This is a genomic window from Citrobacter sp. Igbk 16 (assembly GCF_028069755.1).
Lineage (GTDB): Bacteria > Pseudomonadota > Gammaproteobacteria > Enterobacterales > Enterobacteriaceae > Citrobacter.
Genome location: NZ_JANEWJ010000025.1, coordinates 48726 through 69814, shown reverse-complemented (window position 1 = coordinate 69814; position 21089 = coordinate 48726). Strand labels below are relative to the sequence as shown.

Sequence of the window (21089 nt, the reverse complement as noted above, 5' to 3'; positions counted from 1 at the left end):
ATGATGGAAAATTATAAACACACCACGGTGTTGCTGGATGAAGCTGTAAATGGCCTGAATATTCGTCCAGACGGCATCTACATTGACGGGACATTTGGTCGCGGTGGTCATTCACGTCTGATCCTCTCACAGCTTGGTGAAGAGGGACGTTTACTGGCAATCGATCGCGATCCGCAGGCTATTGCCGTTGCCCAGACGATTACCGATCCCCGTTTCTCCATCATTCATGGACCTTTTTCTGCGCTGGCTGAGTATGTAGCCGAGCGTGGACTTACCGGCAAGATCGATGGAATCCTCCTTGATCTTGGCGTGTCTTCTCCGCAGCTTGATGATGCCGAACGCGGCTTTTCATTCATGCGTGACGGTCCGCTAGATATGCGTATGGACCCTACGCGCGGTCAGTCTGCCGCTGAATGGCTGCAAACCGCCGATGAAGCTGATATCGCCTGGGTGATTAAAACCTTTGGCGAGGAGCGCTTCGGCAAACGTATTGCCCGCGCCATCGTGGAGCGCAACCGCATAGAACCGATGACCCGTACCAAAGAACTGGCGGAAGTCATTGCAGCAGCAATGCCGGTAAAAGACAAATTCAAACATCCCGCGACCCGTACCTTCCAGGCGGTGCGCATTTGGGTAAACAGTGAACTGGAGGAGATAGAGCAGGCGCTAAAAAGCTCGCTCAGCGTGCTGGCACCAGGTGGTCGCCTTTCGATCATTAGTTTCCATTCACTCGAAGATCGCATTGTGAAGCGCTTTATGCGTGAACAAAGCCGCGGTCCTCAGGTTCCGGCTGGAATACCGATGACAGAAGCGCAGATCAAAAAACTGGGCGGTCGTGAGTTGAGAGCACTAGGCAAGTTGATGCCGGGTGAAGAAGAGGTAGCTGAGAATCCTCGTGCCCGTAGTTCAGTTCTGCGTATTGCAGAGAGGACGAACGCATGATCAGCAGAGTGACAGAAGCCCTCAGCAAAGTTAAAGGATCGATAGGAAGCAACGAGCGCCATGCTTTGCCTGGCGTGATCGGTGACGATCTTTTGCGGTTTGGGAAGCTGCCACTCTGCCTGTTCATTTGCATTATTTTGACGGCGGTTACTGTCGTGACAACCGCACACCATACACGGTTACTGACCGCGCAGCGTGAGCAGTTGGTTCTGGAACGAGATGCGCTGGATATCGAATGGCGTAACTTGATCCTTGAGGAGAACGCGCTCGGTGATCATAGCCGTGTTGAACGGATCGCAACGGAAAAGCTGCAAATGCAGCATGTTGATCCCTCACAAGAAAATATCGTAGTACAAAAATAAGGATAAACGCGACGCATGAAAGCAGCGGCAAAAACGCACAAACCAAAACGTCAGGAAGAACAAGCCAACTTTGTCAGTTGGCGTTTTGCGTTACTGTGCGGCTGTATTTTGCTGGCGCTGGGTTTCTTGCTGGGGCGTGTTGCCTGGCTGCAAATCATCGCGCCAGACATGCTGGTGCGCCAGGGCGATATGCGTTCCCTGCGCGTACAGGAAGTTGCCACATCGCGCGGTATGATAACCGATCGTTTAGGTCGTCCGCTGGCGGTGAGTGTTCCCGTTAAGGCGATTTGGGCCGACCCGAAAGAAGTTCATGACGCAGGCGGTGTGAGCGTTGGCGAGCGTTGGAGAGCACTTTCAACCGCGTTGAACCTGCCACTTGACCAGTTGGCCAGCAGAATTAATGCCAACCCGAAAGGGCGCTTTATTTATCTTGCGCGTCAGGTAAACCCTGACATGGCCGACTACATCAAGAAACTGAAGCTGCCAGGTATTCATCTGCGCGAAGAATCCCGCCGTTACTATCCTTCCGGAGAAGTGACCGCTCACCTCATTGGTTTTACCAACGTTGACAGCCAGGGGATTGAAGGCGTTGAAAAAAGCTTCGACAAATGGCTCACCGGACAACCGGGTGAACGTATTGTACGTAAAGACCGCTATGGCCGCGTCATCGAGGATATTTCCTCTACCGACAGCCAGGCGGCGCATAACCTTGCGCTGAGTATTGATGAGCGTTTACAGGCGCTGGTCTACCGTGAACTGAACAACGCCGTAGCGTTTAACAAGGCGGAGTCAGGTAGTGCGGTTCTGGTGGATGTTAATACCGGTGAAGTGCTGGCGATGGCGAACAGCCCGTCTTACAACCCTAATAATCTCACCGGTACGCCGAAAGACGCAATGCGTAACCGTACCATTACCGACGTCTTCGAGCCGGGTTCTACCGTTAAACCGATGGTGGTGATGACCGCGCTGCAGCGTGGCGTGGTACGTGAAAATACCGTACTTAACACCATTCCTTACCGAATTAATGGTCACGAAATTAAAGACGTGGCGCGTTATAGCGAATTGACCCTTACCGGGGTTTTGCAGAAGTCGAGTAACGTCGGTGTTTCCAAACTGGCGTTAGCGATGCCGTCCTCAGCGTTAGTAGATACTTACTCACGTTTTGGGCTGGGAAAAGCGACCAATTTGGGGTTGGTCGGAGAACGCAGTGGCTTATATCCTCAAAAACAACGGTGGTCTGACATAGAGAGGGCCACCTTCTCTTTCGGCTATGGGCTAATGGTAACCCCGTTACAGTTAGCGCGAGTCTACGCAACTATCGGCAGCTATGGCGTTTATCGCCCACTGTCGATTACTAAAGTTGACCCTCCTGTTCCGGGCGAGCGTATCTTCCCGGAGTCGACCGTACGCACTGTGGTGCACATGATGGAAAGCGTGGCGCTGCCGGGCGGTGGCGGCGTGAAGGCGGCGATTAAAGGCTATCGCATCGCGATTAAAACCGGTACGGCGAAAAAAGTCGGGCCAGATGGCCGCTATATCAATAAATACATTGCTTATACCGCAGGCGTTGCGCCTGCGAGTCAGCCGCGCTTCGCGCTGGTTGTTGTTATCAACGATCCGCAGGCGGGTAAATATTACGGTGGCGCCGTTTCCGCGCCGGTCTTCGGTGCCATCATGGGCGGCGTACTGCGTACCATGAACATCGAACCGGATGCGCTGACAACGGGCGATAAAAATGAATTTGTGAATAATCAAGGCGAGGCAACAGGTGGCAGATCGTAATTTGCGCGACCTTCTTGCTCCATGGGTGCCGGGTGCACCGGAGCGAGCACTGCGAGAGATGACACTCGACAGCCGTGTGGCTGCATCGGGCGATCTCTTTGTCGCAGTAGTGGGTCATCAGGCGGACGGGCGTCGATATATCCCGCAGGCGATAGCGCAAGGTGTGGCTGCCATTATTGCAGAGGCAAAAGATGAGGCCGCAGACGGCGAAATCCGTGAAATGCACGGCGTTCCGGTCATCTATCTCAGCCAGCTTAACGAACGCTTATCTGCACTGGCAGGACGCTTTTACCACGAGCCATCTGAAAATATGCGTCTGGTCGGTGTGACCGGAACGAACGGTAAAACCACCACCACCCAATTGCTTGCACAGTGGAGCCAACTGCTTGGCGAAACCAGTGCGGTAATGGGAACGGTAGGTAATGGCCTGCTGGGTAAAGTGATCCCGACGGAAAATACCACTGGGTCCGCCGTTGACGTTCAGCATGTGCTGGCGGGACTGGTTGAACAGGGCGCGACCTTTGGCGCGATGGAGGTTTCATCGCATGGCCTGGTTCAGCACCGCGTGGCGGCGCTGAAATTTGCGGCTTCAGTATTTACCAACTTAAGCCGTGACCATCTCGATTATCACGGCGATATGGAACACTACGAAGCCGCGAAGTGGTTGCTGTATTCCACGCACCACTGTGGGCAGGCTATCGTCAATGCGGATGACGAAGTGGGTCGTCGCTGGCTGGCGAAGCTGCCGGATGCGGTAGCTGTCTCGATGGAAGACCATATCAATCCCAACTGCCACGGTCGTTGGCTGAAAGCCGTTGAGGTGAACTATCACGATAGCGGCGCAACGATTCGCTTTGCCTCCACCTGGGGAGAAGGGGAAATTGAAAGCCGCCTGATGGGGGCGTTTAACGTCAGCAATTTGCTGCTGGCGCTGGCCACACTGCTGGCGTTGGGGTATCCGTTAACTGATTTACTGAAAACGGCGGCACAGCTGCAGCCGGTCTGCGGGCGCATGGAAGTGTTTAGCGCGCCGGGCAAAACCACCGTTGTGGTTGATTATGCTCATACGCCGGATGCGCTGGAAAAAGCGCTGCAGGCGGCCCGTCTGCATTGCACCGGCAAGCTGTGGTGCGTCTTTGGCTGCGGCGGCGATCGCGACAAAGGCAAACGTCCGTTGATGGGCGCCATTGCGGAGCAGTTTGCCGATGTCGTTGTGGTTACGGATGACAACCCACGCACCGAAGAGCCTCGCGCCATTATCAATGACATTTTGGCGGGTATGCTGGATGCCGGGCAGGCAAAAGTGATGGAAGGTCGTGCTGAAGCGGTCACTAGTGCCATCATGCAGGCAAAAGAAAATGACGTGGTGCTGGTCGCTGGCAAAGGCCATGAGGATTATCAGATTGTCGGCGCCCAGCGTCTCGACTACTCCGATCGCGTGACGGCAGCGCGTCTGCTGGGGGTTATCGCATGATTAGCGTAACGCTCAGTCAACTGACGGAAATCCTCGGTGGCGAACTGAAAGGGGGCGATCTGACCCTCGATGCGGTCACGACCGATACGCGTAAAGTCACGCCAGGCTGTTTGTTCGTCGCACTGAAAGGTGAACGCTTCGATGCCCATGACTTTACTGACACTGCAAAAGAGAATGGCGCGGGCGCACTGCTGGTAAACCGTGCACTGGATACCGACCTTCCGCAGCTGATTGTAAAAGATACGCGTCTGGCATTTGGCGAGCTGGCGGCATGGGTTCGCGCTCAGGTTCCGGCTCGTGTGGTGGCGCTTACCGGCTCGTCCGGTAAAACGTCCGTCAAAGAGATGACGGCATCCATTCTGAGCCAGTGTGGTAACACCCTGTATACCGCGGGCAACCTGAATAACGACATCGGCGTCCCGATGACGCTGCTGCGGTTAAACAACGATTATGACTATGCCGTTATTGAACTTGGCGCGAATCACCAGGGGGAAATCGCCTGGACTGTTGGCCTGACGCGCCCGGAAGCGGCGCTGGTGAACAACCTGGCCGCCGCGCATCTGGAAGGCTTCGGCTCTCTGGCAGGTGTGGCGAAGGCAAAAGGTGAGATTTTTACCGGCCTGTCAGCGAACGGTGTCGCCATTATGAATGCCGATAACAACGACTGGTTGAACTGGCAGAGCATCATCGGCGATCGCAAAGTCTGGCGCTTCTCGCCGAATGCGGCTAACAGCGACTTTTCGGCGGCTAACGTTCATGTGACCTCACACGGCACAGAGTTTTCGCTGCAAACGCCAACCGGAAGCATTGATGTTCTGCTGCCCCTGCCGGGTCGTCACAATATTGCCAATGCTTTGGCTGCTACTGCGCTCTCGATGGCGGTTGGCGCAACGCCAGATGCCGTGAAAGCGGGTCTGAAGGATCTGCAAGCGGTCCCGGGCCGACTGTTCCCAATTCAACTCGCAGAAAATCAGCTGCTGCTGGACGACTCCTACAACGCTAACGTCGGCTCAATGACCGCAGCGGTACAGGTGCTGTCCGAAATGCCCGGCTACCGCGTGCTGGTGGTTGGCGATATGGCAGAGCTTGGCGCGGAAAGCGAAGCCTGCCACGTACAGGTAGGTGAGGCTGCAAAGGCTGCAGGTATCGACCGTGTGCTGAGTACAGGGAAACTGAGTCAGGCAATTAGCCATGCCAGCGGCGTTGGCGAGCATTTTGCGGATAAAACCGCGTTGGCCGCGCATCTTAAGGCGCTGATTGCAGAACATCAGATCATGACGATTTTAGTGAAGGGTTCACGTAGTGCCGCCATGGAAGAGGTAGTACGCGCATTACAGGAGAATGGAACATGTTAGTTTGGCTGGCCGAACATTTGGTCAAATATTATTCCGGCTTCAACGTCTTTTCCTATCTGACGTTTCGCGCCATCGTCAGCCTGCTGACCGCGCTGTTCATCTCATTGTGGATGGGCCCGCGCATGATCGCCCGCTTGCAAAAAATGTCCTTTGGCCAGGTCGTGCGTAACGACGGCCCGGAATCACACTTTAGTAAACGCGGTACGCCGACCATGGGCGGCATCATGATCCTCACTGCGATTGTTATCTCCGTACTGCTGTGGGCCTACCCATCCAACCCGTACGTGTGGTGCGTGCTGGTGGTGCTGGTTGGCTACGGTATTATCGGTTTTGTCGATGACTACCGCAAAGTGGTGCGCAAAGACACCAAGGGCCTGATCGCGCGCTGGAAGTATTTCTGGATGTCGGTCATTGCATTAGGGGTCGCGTTTGCGCTGTATCTGGCAGGAAAAGACACCCCGGCAACTGAACTGGTGGTGCCATTCTTTAAAGATGTCATGCCGCAACTGGGGCTGTTCTACATCCTGCTGGCGTACTTCGTGATTGTCGGTACCGGCAACGCGGTCAACCTGACCGACGGCCTCGATGGCCTGGCGATTATGCCAACCGTGTTTGTAGCCGCCGGTTTTGCACTGGTTGCATGGGCGACCGGTAACATGAACTTCGCCAACTACCTGCATATTCCTTATCTGCGCCACGCCGGCGAACTGGTTATCGTCTGTACGGCGATTGTCGGCGCAGGTTTGGGCTTCCTGTGGTTTAACACTTATCCGGCACAGGTCTTTATGGGCGATGTCGGTTCACTGGCTCTGGGGGGCGCGCTGGGCATTATTGCCGTGCTGCTGCGTCAGGAATTCCTGCTGGTGATCATGGGCGGCGTATTTGTGGTGGAAACCCTGTCGGTCATTCTGCAGGTGGGTTCCTTTAAGCTGCGCGGACAGCGTATTTTCCGTATGGCACCTATTCATCACCACTATGAACTGAAAGGTTGGCCGGAACCGCGTGTGATTGTGCGTTTCTGGATTATTTCGCTGATGCTGGTCCTGATTGGCCTGGCAACGCTGAAGGTACGTTAATCATGGCTGATTACCAGGGTAAAAAAGTCGTCATTATCGGTCTGGGTTTGACCGGATTGTCCTGCGTGGATTTCTTTCTGGCACGTGGCGTCACGCCGCGCGTCATGGATACCCGCGCGACGCCGCCAGGCCTGGATAAATTACCGGAAGCGGTTGAGCATCATGTTGGCAGCCTGAATGATGACTGGCTGTTGGCCGCTGATTTAATCGTCGCCAGCCCTGGTATTGCCCTGGCGCACCCTTCGCTGAGCGCTGCCGCAGATGCAGGAATTGAGATTGTCGGTGACATCGAACTGTTTTGCCGCGAAGCACAGGCCCCCATTGTCGCGATCACCGGTTCAAACGGTAAAAGTACCGTCACGACGCTGGTTGGCGAAATGGCGAAAGCGGCCGGAGTAAACGTCGGTGTAGGCGGTAATATCGGCCTGCCTGCACTGATGTTGCTGGACGCTGAGCGCGAGTTGTATGTTCTGGAATTATCCAGCTTCCAACTGGAGACGACCTCCAGCTTACGGGCTGTCGCGGCAACCATTTTGAACGTCACTGAAGATCACATGGACCGTTATCCGTTTGGACTGCAGCAGTACCGTGCAGCCAAACTGCGCGTTTATGAGAATGCGAAAGTGTGCGTAGTCAATGCGGATGATGCGTTAACTATGCCGGTTCGCGGTGCCGATGAGCGCTGTGTGAGCTTTGGCATCAATATGGGTGACTATCACCTTAACCGCCAGCAGGGTGAAACCTGGCTGCGGGTGAAGGGTGAAAAAGTATTGAACGTGAAAGAGATGACCCTTTCCGGTCAACATAACTACACCAATGCGCTGGCAGCGTTAGCGCTGGCGGATGCTGCGGGTCTGCCGCGGGCATCCAGCCTGAAAGCATTGACTACCTTTACTGGCCTGGCGCATCGTTTCCAACTGGTACTGAATCATAACGGTGTGCGTTGGATCAACGATTCAAAAGCGACCAATGTCGGCAGCACTGAAGCCGCGCTGAATGGGCTGCACGTTGAGGGTACTCTGCACCTGCTGTTGGGCGGCGATGGGAAATCAGCCGATTTTTCTCCGTTAAGCCGTTACCTGAGTGGCGATCGCATTCGACTGTACTGCTTTGGCCGTGATGGTGCACAGCTTGCCGCGTTGCGACCGGAAGTGGCGGAACAAACAGAAACCATGGAACAGGCGATGCGCCTGCTCGCCCCGCGTGTTAAACCGGGCGACATGGTACTACTGTCTCCCGCCTGTGCCAGTCTCGATCAGTTCAAGAATTTTGAGCAACGTGGCGACGTCTTTACCCACCTGGCGAAGGAGTTGGGTTGATGCGATTATCTCTCCCTCGTCTGAAACTGCCGCGCGTACCGGGACTCGGAATCCTGGCGTGGGTCTTTGCGGCACTTAAAGGCTGGGTGATGGCTTCGCGTGAGAAAGACGCGGACAGCCTGATCATGTACGACCGCATGCTGTTGTGGTTGACGTTTGGTCTGGCAGCGATCGGTTTTATCATGGTGACATCGGCGTCAATGCCCGTTGGGCAGCGTCTGGCAGGCGATCCATTCCTGTTTGCTAAGCGTGACGCACTGTATATTTTTCTGGCGTTCTGTCTGGCGATGATTACCCTGCGCCTGCCGATGGAGTTCTGGCAAAAGTACAGCACCACCATGCTGATCGCGTCGATCATCATGCTGCTGATCGTTCTGGTTGTAGGCAGCTCGGTTAACGGGGCATCGCGCTGGATTGCGCTGGGGCCACTGCGTATTCAGCCTGCGGAGTTTACCAAGCTGTCGTTGTTCTGTTATCTCGCCAACTACCTGGTGCGTAAGGTGGATGAGGTGCGTAACAACCTGCGCGGCTTCTTAAAGCCGATGGGCGTGATTCTGGTTCTGGCCGTGCTGTTGCTGGCGCAGCCTGACCTGGGCACAGTGGTCGTGCTGTTCGTCACGACGCTGGCGATGCTGTTTTTGGCTGGTGCCAAATTGTGGCAGTTCATCGCCATCATCGGGATGGGGATTTCCGCTGTCGTGCTGCTGATCCTCGCCGAACCGTACCGTATTCGCCGTGTGACCTCGTTCTGGAATCCCTGGGAAGATCCGTTTGGCAGCGGCTATCAGCTGACACAGTCTCTGATGGCTTTTGGTCGCGGTGAAGTGTGGGGCCAGGGATTGGGTAATTCAGTCCAAAAACTGGAGTATTTGCCGGAAGCGCACACCGACTTTATCTTCGCCATTATTGGGGAGGAGCTGGGTTATATCGGTGTGGTACTCGCTCTTTTAATGGTATTCTTCGTCGCTTTTCGCGCGATGTCGATCGGTCGTAAGGCGCTGGAAATTGACCACCGTTTTTCAGGTTTCTTAGCCTGCTCTATCGGGATTTGGTTTAGCTTCCAGGCTCTGGTAAACGTCGGCGCGGCGGCGGGCATGCTGCCAACGAAAGGTCTGACGCTACCGTTGATCAGTTATGGTGGTTCGAGTTTGTTGATCATGTCGACAGCCATCATGTTTTTGTTACGTATTGATTATGAAACGCGTCTGGAAAAAGCCCAGGCGTTTACACGAGGTGCACGATGAGTGGTCAACCGAAGCGGTTAATGGTGATGGCAGGCGGTACCGGTGGACATGTTTTCCCGGGGCTGGCGGTTGCGCACCATTTAATGGCCCAGGGCTGGCAGGTTCGTTGGCTGGGCACCGCCGATCGTATGGAAGCGGACTTAGTGCCGAAGCATGGCATTGACATTGACTTTATTCGCATCTCCGGTTTGCGCGGAAAGGGCCTCAACGCGTTGCTGGCTGCACCTGTACGTATTTTTAATGCCTGGCGTCAGGCCCGCGCCATCATGAAGCAGTTTAAGCCCGATGTGGTGCTGGGCATGGGCGGCTATGTGTCTGGCCCTGGCGGCCTGGCGGCCTGGTCGTTAGGTATTCCGGTCGTGCTGCATGAGCAGAACGGTATCGCCGGGTTAACGAACAAATGGCTGGCGAAGATCGCGACGAAGGTGATGCAGGCCTTCCCTGGCGCTTTCCCGAATGCGGAAGTGGTGGGGAATCCAGTGCGTACTGATGTCCTTGCACTGCCGTTACCCGAAGAACGTCTGCCTGGTCGTGAAGGTCCGGTGCGGGTGCTGGTTGTCGGTGGTTCGCAGGGCGCACGTGTGCTGAACCAGACGTTGCCGCAGGTCGCCGCAACACTTGGCGACGCAGTGACTATCTGGCATCAGAGTGGTAAAGGTGCGCAGCAAACCGTGGAACAGGCTTATGCAGACGCGGGGCAACCACAGCATAAGGTCACTGAATTTATTGATGATATGGCAGCAGCTTACGCGTGGGCGGATGTGGTGGTCTGTCGTTCAGGCGCACTGACGGTGAGTGAGATTGCTGCCGCAGGTTTACCCGCGCTGTTCGTGCCGTTTCAACATAAAGACAGACAACAGTACTGGAATGCGCTGCCGCTGGAAAAAGCGGGCGCAGCCAAAATTCTTGAGCAGCCGCAGTTTACTGTGGATGCCGTCGTCAGCACCCTGTCCGGGTGGTCACGAGAAACTTTATTAACCATGGCAGAGCGTGCTCGCGCCGCATCCATACCGGATGCCACTGAGCGGGTTGCAACTGAAGTGAGCCGGGCTGCCCGGGTGTAATTGTGGTGATGCCTTTTGCATCGCATGAACTGAGAAGTTAATGGCTAAAGAATGAATACACAACAACTGGCAAAACTGCGTTCCATCGTGCCCGAAATGCGTCGCGTTCGGCACATCCACTTTGTCGGCATCGGTGGTGCTGGTATGGGCGGTATTGCCGAAGTTTTGGCCAATGAAGGTTATCAGATCAGCGGTTCTGACTTAGCGCCGAATCCGGTTACGCAGCAACTGACGAATCTGGGTGCCACGATTTTTTTCAACCATCGCCCGGAAAACGTTCGTGATGCGAGCGTGGTGGTGGTATCCAGCGCTATTTCTGCGGATAACCCGGAAATTGTTGCGGCCCATGAAGCGCGTATCCCGGTGATCCGCCGTGCGGAGATGCTGGCAGAGTTGATGCGTTTTCGTCACGGCATCGCCATTGCCGGGACCCACGGTAAAACCACGACCACTGCGATGGTCTCCAGTATTTATGCAGAAGCGGGCCTCGATCCGACTTTTGTGAACGGCGGTCTGGTAAAGGCAGCAGGTGTGCATGCACGTCTGGGTCACAGCCGTTATTTGATTGCGGAAGCCGATGAGAGCGATGCGTCGTTCCTGCATTTGCAGCCGATGGTGGCGATTGTCACCAATATCGAAGCTGACCATATGGATACCTACCATGGCGACTTCGAAAATTTAAAGCAGACGTTTATTAATTTCCTGCACAACTTGCCGTTTTATGGGCGTGCGGTGATGTGTGTCGACGATCCGGTAATCCGCGAGTTGTTGCCGCGCGTCGGGCGTCAGACCACCACCTATGGTTTCAGCGATGATGCTGACGTTCGCGTAGAAGATTATCAACAGATTGGCCCACAAGGTCACTTCACGCTGCTGCGTCAGGGGATGGCCGATTTGCGTGTGACGTTGAACGCGCCGGGTCGTCACAATGCCTTGAACGCGGCGGCAGCCGTGGCAGTGGCAACGGAAGAGGGTATTGAAGACGACGCGATTCTGCGCGCGCTGGAAAGTTTCCAGGGTACCGGACGCCGCTTTGACTTCCTGGGTGAATTCCCGCTTGAGCCAGTAAACGGTAAAGCCGGAACGGCGATGCTGGTCGATGACTATGGACATCACCCAACGGAAGTCGATGCCACGATCAAAGCCGCACGCGCAGGTTGGCCGGACAAAAATTTGGTGATGTTGTTCCAGCCGCACCGCTTCACACGTACACGCGATTTGTACGACGACTTTGCCAACGTTCTGACACAGGTTGATGCGTTGCTGATGTTGGACGTGTATGCCGCAGGTGAAGCTGCAATTCCGGGGGCCGATAGCCGTTCGCTGTGCCGTACCATTCGCGGTCGCGGAAAGATCGATCCTATTCTGGTGTCCGATCCGGCCCAGGTAGCGGAAATGCTGGCACCGGTATTAACCGGTAATGATCTGATTTTGGTGCAGGGCGCTGGAAATATCGGCAAAATCGCGCGTTCCTTAGCTGAAATCAAACTGAAGCCGCAAAACCCGGAGGAAGAACAACATGGCTGATAAAATCGCGGTCCTGTTAGGGGGAACCTCCGCAGAGCGAGAAGTGTCGTTGAATTCTGGCGCAGCAGTGCTGGCGGGTTTGCGCGAAGGCGGTGTGGATGCACATCCGGTTGACCCAAAAGAGGTCGACGTTACGCTTCTGAAATCGATGGGTTTTCAGAAAGTGTTTATTGCACTGCATGGCCGAGGTGGTGAAGACGGAACGTTACAGGGCATGCTGGAGCAGATTGGTTTGCCTTATACCGGTAGCGGTGTCATGGCATCGGCTATCTCAATGGACAAACTACGCAGCAAACTGCTGTGGCAGGGGGCAGGATTGCCCGTTGCGCCATGGGTGGCATTGACCCGTGCTGAGTTTGAAAAAGGACTTAGCGATGAAGTGGTTACGAGAATTTCTGCGTTAGGCTTGCCGTTGATTGTGAAGCCAAGCCGTGAAGGTTCCAGCGTAGGGATGTCAAAAGTTGAAGAAGAAAATGCTTTGCAAGCTGCATTAGCATTGGCTTTTCAGCATGATGAAGAAGTACTGATTGAAAAATGGCTCAGTGGACCGGAATTCACAGTTGCGATACTTGGCGAAGAAATTTTACCGTCAATACGTATCCAACCCGCGGGAACCTTCTATGATTATGAGGCGAAGTATCTGTCTGATGAGACACAATATTTCTGTCCTGCAGGTCTGGAAGTTGACCAGGAGGCCGAATTACAGGCATTAGTCCTGAAAGCGTGGAACGCATTGGGCTGTAAAGGTTGGGGCCGTATTGACGTCATGCTGGACAGCGATGGCCAGTTTTATCTGCTGGAAGCGAATACCTCTCCGGGTATGACCAGCCACAGCCTGGTGCCGATGGCGGCGCGTCAGGCGGGGCTGAGCTTCTCGCAGTTGGTGGTACGAATTCTGGAGTTGGCGGACTGATATGTCGCAGGCTGCGCTGAACACGCGAAACGGTGATGAAGACGAGGTAGCCTCCTCACGCCGCAATAATGGAACGCGTCTTGCAGGAATTCTGTTTCTGCTGACAGTGCTGTGCACCGTGTTTGTGAGCGGCTGGGTCGTGTTGGGATGGATGGAAGATGCGCAACGTTTGCCATTGTCGAAGCTGGTATTGACCGGTGAGCGACACTACACGCGCAATGACGATATTCGGCAGTCCATCCTGGCGCTTGGCGCACCGGGAACCTTTATGACCCAGGATGTGAACATCATCCAAAGTCAGATTGAACGTCTCCCCTGGATTAAGCAGGCGAGTGTCAGAAAGCAGTGGCCTGATGAATTGAAGATTCATCTGGTTGAATATGTGCCGATAGCGCGTTGGAATGACCAACATATGGTGGATGCCGATGGAAATACGTTCAGCATACCAACCGGTCGGGCTAACAAGCAGGTATTACCTATGTTGTATGGCCCTGAAGGCAGCGCAAGTGAAGTGTTGCAAGGGTTCCGCGATATGGGGCAGGTGCTGGCTAAGGATAGATTCACCCTGAAGGAAGCGGCGATGACCGCTCGTCGTTCCTGGCAGTTAACGCTTAATAACGATATTAAGCTCAATCTGGGCAGGGGCGATACGATAAAACGTTTGGCTCGCTTTGTGGAACTCTACCCGGTTTTACAGCAGCAGGCGCAAACCGATGGCAAACGGATTAGCTACGTTGATTTGCGTTATGACTCAGGAGCAGCAGTAGGCTGGGTTCCCTTGCCTCCTGAGGAATCTAATCAGCAACAGAATCAGGCACAGGCAGAACAACAATGATCAAGGCGACGGACAGAAAACTGGTAGTTGGACTGGAGATTGGCACCGCGAAGGTAGCCGCTTTAGTAGGGGAAGTTCTGCCCGACGGTATGGTCAATATCATTGGCGTGGGCAGTTGCCCATCGCGAGGTATGGATAAAGGCGGGGTGAATGACCTTGAGTCAGTGGTGAAATGCGTACAGCGCGCCATTGACCAGGCTGAACTGATGGCAGATTGCCAGATTTCCTCGGTGTATCTGGCGCTTTCAGGTAAACATATTAGCTGTCAGAATGAAATTGGTATGGTGCCCATTTCCGAAGAGGAAGTGACCCAGGAAGATGTGGAAAATGTTGTGCATACGGCAAAATCCGTACGTGTGCGCGATGAGCATCGTGTACTGCATGTTATTCCACAGGAATACGCGATTGACTACCAGGAAGGTATTAAAAATCCGGTCGGTCTTTCCGGCGTGCGTATGCAGGCAAAAGTACATCTGATTACCTGCCACAATGACATGGCGAAGAATATCGTCAAAGCCGTTGAACGCTGTGGACTGAAAGTTGACCAACTGATATTTGCCGGGTTGGCAGCCAGTTATTCCGTGTTAACGGAAGACGAACGTGAGCTGGGTGTCTGCGTGGTCGATATTGGTGGTGGTACAATGGACATCGCCGTTTATACTGGCGGGGCGTTGCGCCATACCAAAGTAATCCCTTATGCAGGGAATGTGGTCACCAGCGACATTGCGTATGCCTTTGGTACGCCGCCGAGCGATGCTGAAGCTATTAAAGTTCGTCATGGTTGTGCGCTGGGTTCTATCGTTGGCAAAGATGAGAGCGTTGAAGTGCCAAGCGTCGGTGGTCGTCCGCCACGCAGTCTGCAACGTCAAACTCTGGCTGAGGTCATTGAGCCGCGTTATACCGAGCTGCTTAACCTGGTCAACGAAGAAATTTTGCAATTACAGGAACAACTTCGCCAGCAGGGTGTGAAACATCATCTGGCGGCGGGGATTGTGTTAACCGGTGGTGCTGCGCAAATTGAAGGTCTTGCGGCCTGCGCTCAGCGCGTGTTCCATACGCAGGTGCGTATTGGTGCGCCGCTCAATATTACCGGTCTGACAGATTATGCCCAGGAGCCGTATTATTCAACGGCAGTGGGGTTGCTTCATTACGGGAAAGAATCCCATTTAAGTGGTGAAGCTGAAGTTGAAAAACGTGTAACGGCATCAGTTGGCTCGTGGATTAAACGACTCAATAGCTGGCTGCGAAAAGAGTTTTAATTTTTTATGAGACCGGCATCGATTACGGTCTCAGGCGACAGGCACAACGGAGAGAAAAACTATGTTTGAACCTATGGAACTGACCAATGACGCGGTGATTAAAGTCATCGGCGTCGGCGGCGGCGGCGGTAATGCCGTTGAACACATGGTGCGTGAGCGCATCGAAGGTGTTGAATTCTTCGCGGTGAATACCGACGCTCAGGCGTTGCGTAAAACGGCGGTTGGACAGACCATTCAGATTGGTAGCGGCATCACCAAGGGTCTGGGCGCGGGTGCAAACCCGGAAGTCGGTCGCAATGCGGCAGACGAAGATCGTGAAGCTCTGCGTGCAGCGCTTGACGGCGCAGACATGGTGTTTATCGCAGCAGGCATGGGCGGCGGTACCGGGACCGGTGCAGCGCCAGTGGTTGCTGAAGTGGCAAAAGATTTAGGTATTCTGACCGTTGCTGTCGTGACTAAGCCTTTCAATTTTGAAGGCAAAAAGCGTATGGCATTTGCGGAGCAGGGTATCACCGAGCTGTCCAAACATGTGGACTCTCTGATCACTATCCCGAACGACAAACTGCTGAAAGTACTGGGTCGCGGTATCTCCCTGCTGGATGCGTTTGGCGCAGCGAACGACGTGCTGAAAGGCGCAGTCCAGGGTATCGCTGAACTGATCACCCGTCCGGGCCTGATGAACGTCGACTTTGCCGACGTGCGCACCGTAATGTCCGAAATGGGCTATGCGATGATGGGTTCTGGCGTGGCAAGCGGTGAAGATCGTGCAGAAGAAGCGGCTGAAATGGCTATCTCTTCGCCTCTGCTGGAAGATATTGATCTGTCTGGCGCGCGTGGCGTGTTGGTAAACATTACTGCGGGCTTCGACCTGCGCCTGGATGAGTTCGAAACCGTAGGTAACACGATTCGTGCATTTGCATCGGATAACGCGACCGTGGTTATCGGTACTTCTCTGGACCCGGATATGAATGACGAACTGCGCGTTACCGTTGTTGCCACTGGAATTGGTATGGACAAGCGTCCTGAAATCACACTGGTGACCAACAAGCAGGTTCAGCAGCCGGTAATGGATCGTTACCAGCAGCACGGTATGGCGCCGTTGACGCAAGAGCAGAAGCCGGTAGCGAAGGTGGTTAACGACAATACGCCGCAGACCACTAAAGAACCGGATTATCTGGATATCCCTGCATTCCTGCGTAAGCAAGCTGATTAAGAATTAGCTGGAATTTGGGAATTGTGGCTCTTTGTGCTAAACTGGCCCACCGAATGTATAGTACACTTCGGTTGGATAGGTAATTTGGCGAGATTATACGATGATCAAACAAAGGACTCTTAAACGTATCGTTCAGGCGACTGGTGTCGGTTTACATACCGGCAAAAAAGTCACCCTGACATTACGCCCTGCGCCGGCCAACACCGGGGTCATCTATCGTCGCACCGACTTGAATCCTCCGGTAGATTTCCCGGCCGATGCCAAATCTGTGCGTGATACCATGCTCTGTACGTGTCTGGTCAACGAGCATGATGTGCGGATTTCAACCGTTGAGCACCTTAATGCTGCTCTGGCGGGCTTAGGTATCGATAACATCGTTATTGAGGTTAATGCCCCGGAAATCCCGATCATGGATGGTAGTGCTGCTCCGTTCGTCTACCTGCTGCTTGACGCAGGTATTGAAGAACTGAACAGTGCGAAGAAATTTGTCCGCATCAAAGAGACTGTTCGCGTCGAAGATGGCGACAAGTGGGCTGAGTTTAAGCCGTATAATGGTTTTACGTTGGATTTCACCATCGACTTTAACCACCCGGCGATCGACTCCAGCACGCAGCGCTATGCGATGAACTTCTCTGCTGATGCGTTCATGCGCCAGATCAGCCGTGCGCGTACTTTCGGCTTCATGCGTGATATCGAATATCTGCAGTCCCGCGGCCTGTGCCTGGGCGGCAGCTTCGATTGTGCCATCGTTGTTGACGATTATCGCGTACTGAACGAAGACGGCCTGCGTTTTGAAGATGAATTCGTTCGTCACAAAATGCTCGACGCGATCGGTGACTTGTTCATGTGTGGTCACAACATTATTGGTGCATTTACCGCGTATAAATCCGGTCATGCATTGAATAACAAACTGTTGCAGGCGGTCCTGGCAAAACAGGAAGCCTGGGAATATGTGACCTTCCAGGACGACGCAGAACTGCCGCTGGCGTTCAAAGCGCCTTCGACCGTACTGGCATAATAACTATACACAAAATCATTCAAGTTGCATCAAGGCGGCAACTGAACGAATCCACAGGAGCGTACACTAGTACGTGACTGGGGTGAGAGAAAGCAGCCAACAAAGAGGCAGCTTGAAAGATGAAGTGTATATCTGTCGCATAAATTCGACTGGTTAATCTGGCACTCTCTCCGGCCAGGTGAGCCAGTCGTTTTTTTTATCCTCCGATAGCTCACCGTCTTTTCCGATGCGACTTTTCCCCCGCTGTCAGATTAAAATACAGCGCGATCGATGCTTTCTTAAGCATATTTAACCGCGACTTGCTGTCATTACTGCTGTGGAGTGCACGCTTTAATGATAAGATTTGTGCGCAAAAATCGTTTTGAATTTAAAACCCCAAATGCAGGGTAGATCAGGTGGCACTAACGTGAGTGGAATACTGACGCGCTGGCGACAGTTAGGCAGACGGTACTTCTGGCCGCATCTCTTATTAGGGATGGTCGCGGCGAGTTTTGGCCTGCCCGCGATCGGTAATGCCGCTGAACCGAATACGCCCGCGAAAGCGACCGCCAGCAACCACGATCAATCCGCTAAGGTTAACTTTAGCCAGCTTGCTTTGCTGGAAGCCACTAACCGTCGCCCGAATTTTACTGTCGATTACTGGCACCAGCATGCCATTCGTACGGTTATACGTCATCTTTCCTTTGCAATGGCTCCTCAGGCACTGCCCGTTGCCGAAGAACCTTTGCCAATCCAGGCGCATCATCTTGCTTTACTGAATACGCTCAGCGCGCTGCTGACGCAGGAAGGCAGACCACCGGCGACTGTCAGTCGCGTGACATATGCCCATTTCACTTCTCAGGCCGCGTTTAGTGTTCCTGTCTGGATAAGCCTGCAGCAGGGGATCCGCGCTGGCCCTCAACGCCTCAGCTAAAAAAGAACCTTCCAACTTATAATTTTTGACTCCGCACCGCGGGGCGTTTGAGATTTTATTATGCTAATCAAATTATTAACGAAAGTATTCGGTAGCCGTAACGAGCGTACGCTGCGTCGTATGCGCAAAGTGGTCAACGTCATTAACGCGATGGAACCGGAGATGGAAAAACTCTCCGATGACGAGCTGAAAGCGAAGACTGCGGAATTCCGCGCGCGTCTGGAAAAAGGCGCCAGCGTTGAAAGCCTGATCCCGGAAGCATTCGCGGTCGTCCGTGAAGCCAGTAAGCGTGTGTTCGGTATGCGTCACTTTGACGTGCAGTTGCTGGGCGGTATGGTCCTCAACGATCGCTGTATCGCTGAAATGCGTACCGGTGAAGGTAAAACACTGACCGCAACGTTGCCGGCCTACCTGAACGCATTAAGCGGGAAAGGTGTACACGTGGTTACCGTGAACGACTATCTGGCTCAGCGTGACGCCGAAAATAACCGCCCACTGTTTGAGTTCCTCGGCATGACCGTAGGTATCAATATGTCAGGTCTGCCAGCACCGGCCAAGCGTGAAGCTTACAACGCTGACATCACTTACGGTACCAACAACGAATACGGCTTTGACTATCTACGCGACAACATGGCGTTTAGCCCGGAAGAGCGCGTTCAGCGTAAACTGCACTATGCGTTGGTGGATGAGGTCGACTCCATCCTGATTGATGAAGCGCGTACGCCACTGATCATTTCCGGCCCGGCTGAAGATAGCTCGGAAATGTACAAGAAAGTGAACAAAATCATTCCAAACCTGATCCGTCAGGAGAAGGAAGATTCTGACACGTTCCAGGGCGAAGGCCACTTCTCTGTCGATGAGAAGGCGCGCCAGGTTAACCTTACCGAACGTGGTCTGGTTCTGATTGAAGAACTGCTGGTGAAAGAAGGCATTATGGATGAAGGCGAGTCGTTGTACTCTCCGGGCAACATCATGCTGATGCATCACGTGACTGCCGCACTGCGCGCACATGTGCTGTTCACCCGTGATGTAGACTACATTGTGAAAGACGGCGAAGTTATCATCGTCGACGAACACACGGGTCGTACCATGCAGGGGCGTCGTTGGTCCGACGGTCTGCACCAGGCTGTTGAAGCCAAAGAAGGCGTAGAAATCCAGAACGAAAACCAGACGCTGGCTTCCATTACCTTCCAGAACTACTTCCGTTTGTACGAAAAACTGGCCGGTATGACTGGTACAGCAGATACCGAAGCGTTCGAATTCAGCTCTATCTACAAACTGGATACCGTAGTGGTGCCAACTAACCGTCCGATGATTCGTAAGGATTTACCGGATCTGGTGTACATGACCGAAGCGGAAAAAATTCAGGCCATTATCGAAGATATTAAAGAGCGTACCGCGAATGGTCAGCCGGTGCTGGTGGGTACGATCTCCATTGAAAAGTCTGAAGTGGTTTCCAACGAGCTGAACAAAGCGGGTATCAAGCACAACGTGCTGAACGCCAAGTTCCACGCTAACGAAGCGGCAATCGTCGCTCAGGCGGGTTACCCGTCAGCTGTCACTATTGCCACAAACATGGCCGGTCGTGGTACTGATATCGTGTTGGGTGGTAGCTGGCAGGCAGAAGTTGCCGAGCTGGAAGATCCGACGCCAGAGCAAATTGCACAGATCAAAGCCGAGTGGCAGGTGCGTCACGACGCGGTGCTGGCTGCCGGTGGTTTACATATCATCGGTACTGAGCGTCATGAATCTCGTCGTATCGATAACCAGTTACGCGGTCGTTCCGGCCGTCAGGGTGATGCGGGTTCCTCTCGTTTCTACCTGTCGATGGAAGATGCGCTGATGCGTATTTTTGCCTCCGACCGTGTCTCAGGCATGATGCGTAAACTGGGTATGAAGCCAGGCGAAGCAATCGAACACCCATGGGTAACGAAAGCTATTGCTAATGCCCAGCGTAAAGTAGAGAGCCGTAACTTCGATATTCGTAAGCAACTGCTGGAATACGATGACGTTGCGAATGACCAGCGCCGCGCTATCTATACCCAGCGTAACGAACTACTGGACGTGACTGACGTTAGTGAAACCATCAACAGTATTCGCGAAGATGTCTTCAAAGCGACTATTGATGCGTACATTCCGCCTCAGTCTCTGGAAGAGATGTGGGATATTCCGGGTCTGCAGGAACGTTTGAAAAACGACTTCGATCTGGAAATGCCGATTTCAGAGTGGCTGGATAAAGAGCCTGAACTGCATGAAGAGACGCTGCGTGAACGTATTCTCGCCAACGCTGTAGAGGTCTATCATCGCAAGGAAGAAGTCGTAGGCGCAGAAATGATGCGTCACTTTGAAAAAGGTGTGATGCTGCAAACGCTCGATTCCCTGTGGAAAGAGCACCTTGCGGCGATGGACTACCTGCGCCAGGGGATCCACCTGCGTGGTTATGCGCAGAAAGATCCGAAGCAGGAATATAAACGCGAATCCTTCTCCATGTTTGCCTCTATGCTGGAGTCACTGAAATATGAAGTGATCAGCACCCTGAGCAAAGTGCAGGTGCGTATGCCTGAAGAAGTCGAAGCAATGGAGCAGCAGCGTCGCGAAGATGCTGAGCGTTTAGCGCAGATGCAGCAACTGAGCCACAAAGATGATGAGTCTGCTGTTGCAGAAGAGCTGGCTGCACAGACCGGCGATCGTAAAGTGGGACGTAACGATCCGTGCCCTTGCGGTTCCGGTAAAAAATACAAGCAGTGTCATGGCCGTCTGAGCTAAGAAAGTAACTTACTGAAAAGGCGCAGA

17 protein-coding genes are annotated in these 21089 nt (G+C 53.7%); all 17 read left to right on the top strand.

Translation table 11 applies throughout. The features are described from left to right. Complete coding sequence (gene rsmH / locus NNO03_RS16365) at nt 1-942, top strand: 16S rRNA (cytosine(1402)-N(4))-methyltransferase RsmH (RefSeq protein WP_271440494.1); 942 nt, start codon at nt 1-3, stop codon at nt 940-942. Further along, a complete protein-coding gene (ftsL, locus tag NNO03_RS16360; RefSeq protein WP_000625651.1) occupies nt 939-1304 on the top strand; it encodes a cell division protein FtsL in 366 nt (121 codons plus the stop codon). Before rsmH ends, ftsL begins: the two co-directional genes overlap by 4 nt. A 15-nt stretch (nt 1305-1319) precedes the next feature. Next, nucleotides 1320-3086 (top strand): peptidoglycan glycosyltransferase FtsI, encoded by a 1767-nt coding sequence (gene ftsI / locus NNO03_RS16355; RefSeq protein ID WP_271440495.1) that lies wholly within the window; start codon nt 1320-1322, stop codon nt 3084-3086. Continuing rightward, nucleotides 3073-4560 (top strand): UDP-N-acetylmuramoyl-L-alanyl-D-glutamate--2,6-diaminopimelate ligase, encoded by a 1488-nt coding sequence (murE, locus tag NNO03_RS16350; protein WP_271450018.1) that lies wholly within the window; start codon nt 3073-3075, stop codon nt 4558-4560. Before ftsI ends, murE begins: the two co-directional genes overlap by 14 nt. After that, nucleotides 4557-5915, top strand: coding sequence for a UDP-N-acetylmuramoyl-tripeptide--D-alanyl-D-alanine ligase (gene murF / locus NNO03_RS16345; RefSeq protein ID WP_271450017.1), 1359 nt, complete (start codon nt 4557-4559; stop codon nt 5913-5915). Before murE ends, murF begins: the two co-directional genes overlap by 4 nt. Then, entirely contained in the window at nt 5909-6991 is a 1083-nt protein-coding gene (gene mraY, locus NNO03_RS16340; RefSeq protein ID WP_137383724.1) for a phospho-N-acetylmuramoyl-pentapeptide-transferase, read from the top strand. The genes murF and mraY overlap by 7 nt, the downstream gene beginning before the upstream one ends. Before the next feature lie 2 nt (nt 6992-6993). Continuing rightward, nucleotides 6994-8310 (top strand): UDP-N-acetylmuramoyl-L-alanine--D-glutamate ligase, encoded by a 1317-nt coding sequence (gene murD, locus NNO03_RS16335; protein WP_271440498.1) that lies wholly within the window; start codon nt 6994-6996, stop codon nt 8308-8310. Beyond that, the gene (ftsW, locus tag NNO03_RS16330) at nt 8310-9554 is read left to right on the top strand and encodes a cell division protein FtsW (protein ID WP_271440499.1); all 1245 of its coding nucleotides are present in this window, start codon (nt 8310-8312) and stop codon (nt 9552-9554) included. The genes murD and ftsW overlap by 1 nt, the downstream gene beginning before the upstream one ends. Then, nucleotides 9551-10618: an undecaprenyldiphospho-muramoylpentapeptide beta-N-acetylglucosaminyltransferase gene (gene murG / locus NNO03_RS16325; protein ID WP_271450016.1), complete on the top strand. Its 1068-nt coding sequence runs from the start codon at nt 9551-9553 to the stop codon at nt 10616-10618. Before ftsW ends, murG begins: the two co-directional genes overlap by 4 nt. 51 nt (nt 10619-10669) lie before the next feature. After that, a complete protein-coding gene (gene murC, locus NNO03_RS16320; RefSeq protein WP_003837436.1) occupies nt 10670-12145 on the top strand; it encodes a UDP-N-acetylmuramate--L-alanine ligase in 1476 nt (491 codons plus the stop codon). Then, entirely contained in the window at nt 12138-13058 is a 921-nt protein-coding gene (locus tag NNO03_RS16315; RefSeq protein WP_271440501.1) for a D-alanine--D-alanine ligase, read from the top strand. The genes murC and NNO03_RS16315 overlap by 8 nt, the downstream gene beginning before the upstream one ends. Before the next feature lies 1 nt (nt 13059). Continuing rightward, the gene (gene ftsQ, locus NNO03_RS16310; protein WP_271440502.1) at nt 13060-13893 is read left to right on the top strand and encodes a cell division protein FtsQ; all 834 of its coding nucleotides are present in this window, start codon (nt 13060-13062) and stop codon (nt 13891-13893) included. Continuing rightward, a complete protein-coding gene (gene ftsA, locus NNO03_RS16305) occupies nt 13890-15152 on the top strand; it encodes a cell division protein FtsA (protein ID WP_003018755.1) in 1263 nt (420 codons plus the stop codon). The genes ftsQ and ftsA overlap by 4 nt, the downstream gene beginning before the upstream one ends. A 61-nt stretch (nt 15153-15213) precedes the next feature. Continuing rightward, nucleotides 15214-16365 carry a cell division protein FtsZ gene (gene ftsZ, locus NNO03_RS16300; RefSeq protein ID WP_003018753.1) on the top strand — a complete coding sequence of 384 codons (1152 nt, stop codon included), beginning with the start codon at nt 15214-15216 and terminating at the stop codon, nt 16363-16365. Between the two features lie 100 nt (nt 16366-16465). After that, nucleotides 16466-17383, top strand: coding sequence for a UDP-3-O-acyl-N-acetylglucosamine deacetylase (gene lpxC / locus NNO03_RS16295; RefSeq protein WP_048212691.1), 918 nt, complete (start codon nt 16466-16468; stop codon nt 17381-17383). A gap of 406 nt (nt 17384-17789) precedes the next feature. Then, the gene (gene secM / locus NNO03_RS16290) at nt 17790-18296 is read left to right on the top strand and encodes a secA translation cis-regulator SecM (RefSeq protein ID WP_271450015.1); all 507 of its coding nucleotides are present in this window, start codon (nt 17790-17792) and stop codon (nt 18294-18296) included. 60 nt (nt 18297-18356) lie between these two features. After that, nucleotides 18357-21062, top strand: coding sequence for a preprotein translocase subunit SecA (secA, locus tag NNO03_RS16285; RefSeq protein WP_271440504.1), 2706 nt, complete (start codon nt 18357-18359; stop codon nt 21060-21062). Nucleotides 21063-21089: the final 27 nt, after the last annotated feature.

What these genes read in the sequence shown, in the direction of transcription:
- rsmH (WP_271440494.1), top strand. Translation starts at nt 1, where the DNA reads ATGATGGAAAATTATAAACACACCACGGTGTTGCTGGATGAAGCTGTA.
- ftsL (WP_000625651.1), top strand. Translation starts at nt 939, where the DNA reads ATGATCAGCAGAGTGACAGAAGCCCTCAGCAAAGTTAAAGGATCGATA.
- ftsI (WP_271440495.1), top strand. Translation starts at nt 1,320, where the DNA reads ATGAAAGCAGCGGCAAAAACGCACAAACCAAAACGTCAGGAAGAACAA.
- murF (WP_271450017.1), top strand. Translation starts at nt 4,557, where the DNA reads ATGATTAGCGTAACGCTCAGTCAACTGACGGAAATCCTCGGTGGCGAA.
- mraY (WP_137383724.1), top strand. Translation starts at nt 5,909, where the DNA reads ATGTTAGTTTGGCTGGCCGAACATTTGGTCAAATATTATTCCGGCTTC.
- murD (WP_271440498.1), top strand. Translation starts at nt 6,994, where the DNA reads ATGGCTGATTACCAGGGTAAAAAAGTCGTCATTATCGGTCTGGGTTTG.
- ftsW (WP_271440499.1), top strand. Translation starts at nt 8,310, where the DNA reads ATGCGATTATCTCTCCCTCGTCTGAAACTGCCGCGCGTACCGGGACTC.
- murG (WP_271450016.1), top strand. Translation starts at nt 9,551, where the DNA reads ATGAGTGGTCAACCGAAGCGGTTAATGGTGATGGCAGGCGGTACCGGT.
- murC (WP_003837436.1), top strand. Translation starts at nt 10,670, where the DNA reads ATGAATACACAACAACTGGCAAAACTGCGTTCCATCGTGCCCGAAATG.
- NNO03_RS16315 (WP_271440501.1), top strand. Translation starts at nt 12,138, where the DNA reads ATGGCTGATAAAATCGCGGTCCTGTTAGGGGGAACCTCCGCAGAGCGA.
- ftsQ (WP_271440502.1), top strand. Translation starts at nt 13,060, where the DNA reads ATGTCGCAGGCTGCGCTGAACACGCGAAACGGTGATGAAGACGAGGTA.
- ftsA (WP_003018755.1), top strand. Translation starts at nt 13,890, where the DNA reads ATGATCAAGGCGACGGACAGAAAACTGGTAGTTGGACTGGAGATTGGC.
- ftsZ (WP_003018753.1), top strand. Translation starts at nt 15,214, where the DNA reads ATGTTTGAACCTATGGAACTGACCAATGACGCGGTGATTAAAGTCATC.
- lpxC (WP_048212691.1), top strand. Translation starts at nt 16,466, where the DNA reads ATGATCAAACAAAGGACTCTTAAACGTATCGTTCAGGCGACTGGTGTC.
- secA (WP_271440504.1), top strand. Translation starts at nt 18,357, where the DNA reads ATGCTAATCAAATTATTAACGAAAGTATTCGGTAGCCGTAACGAGCGT.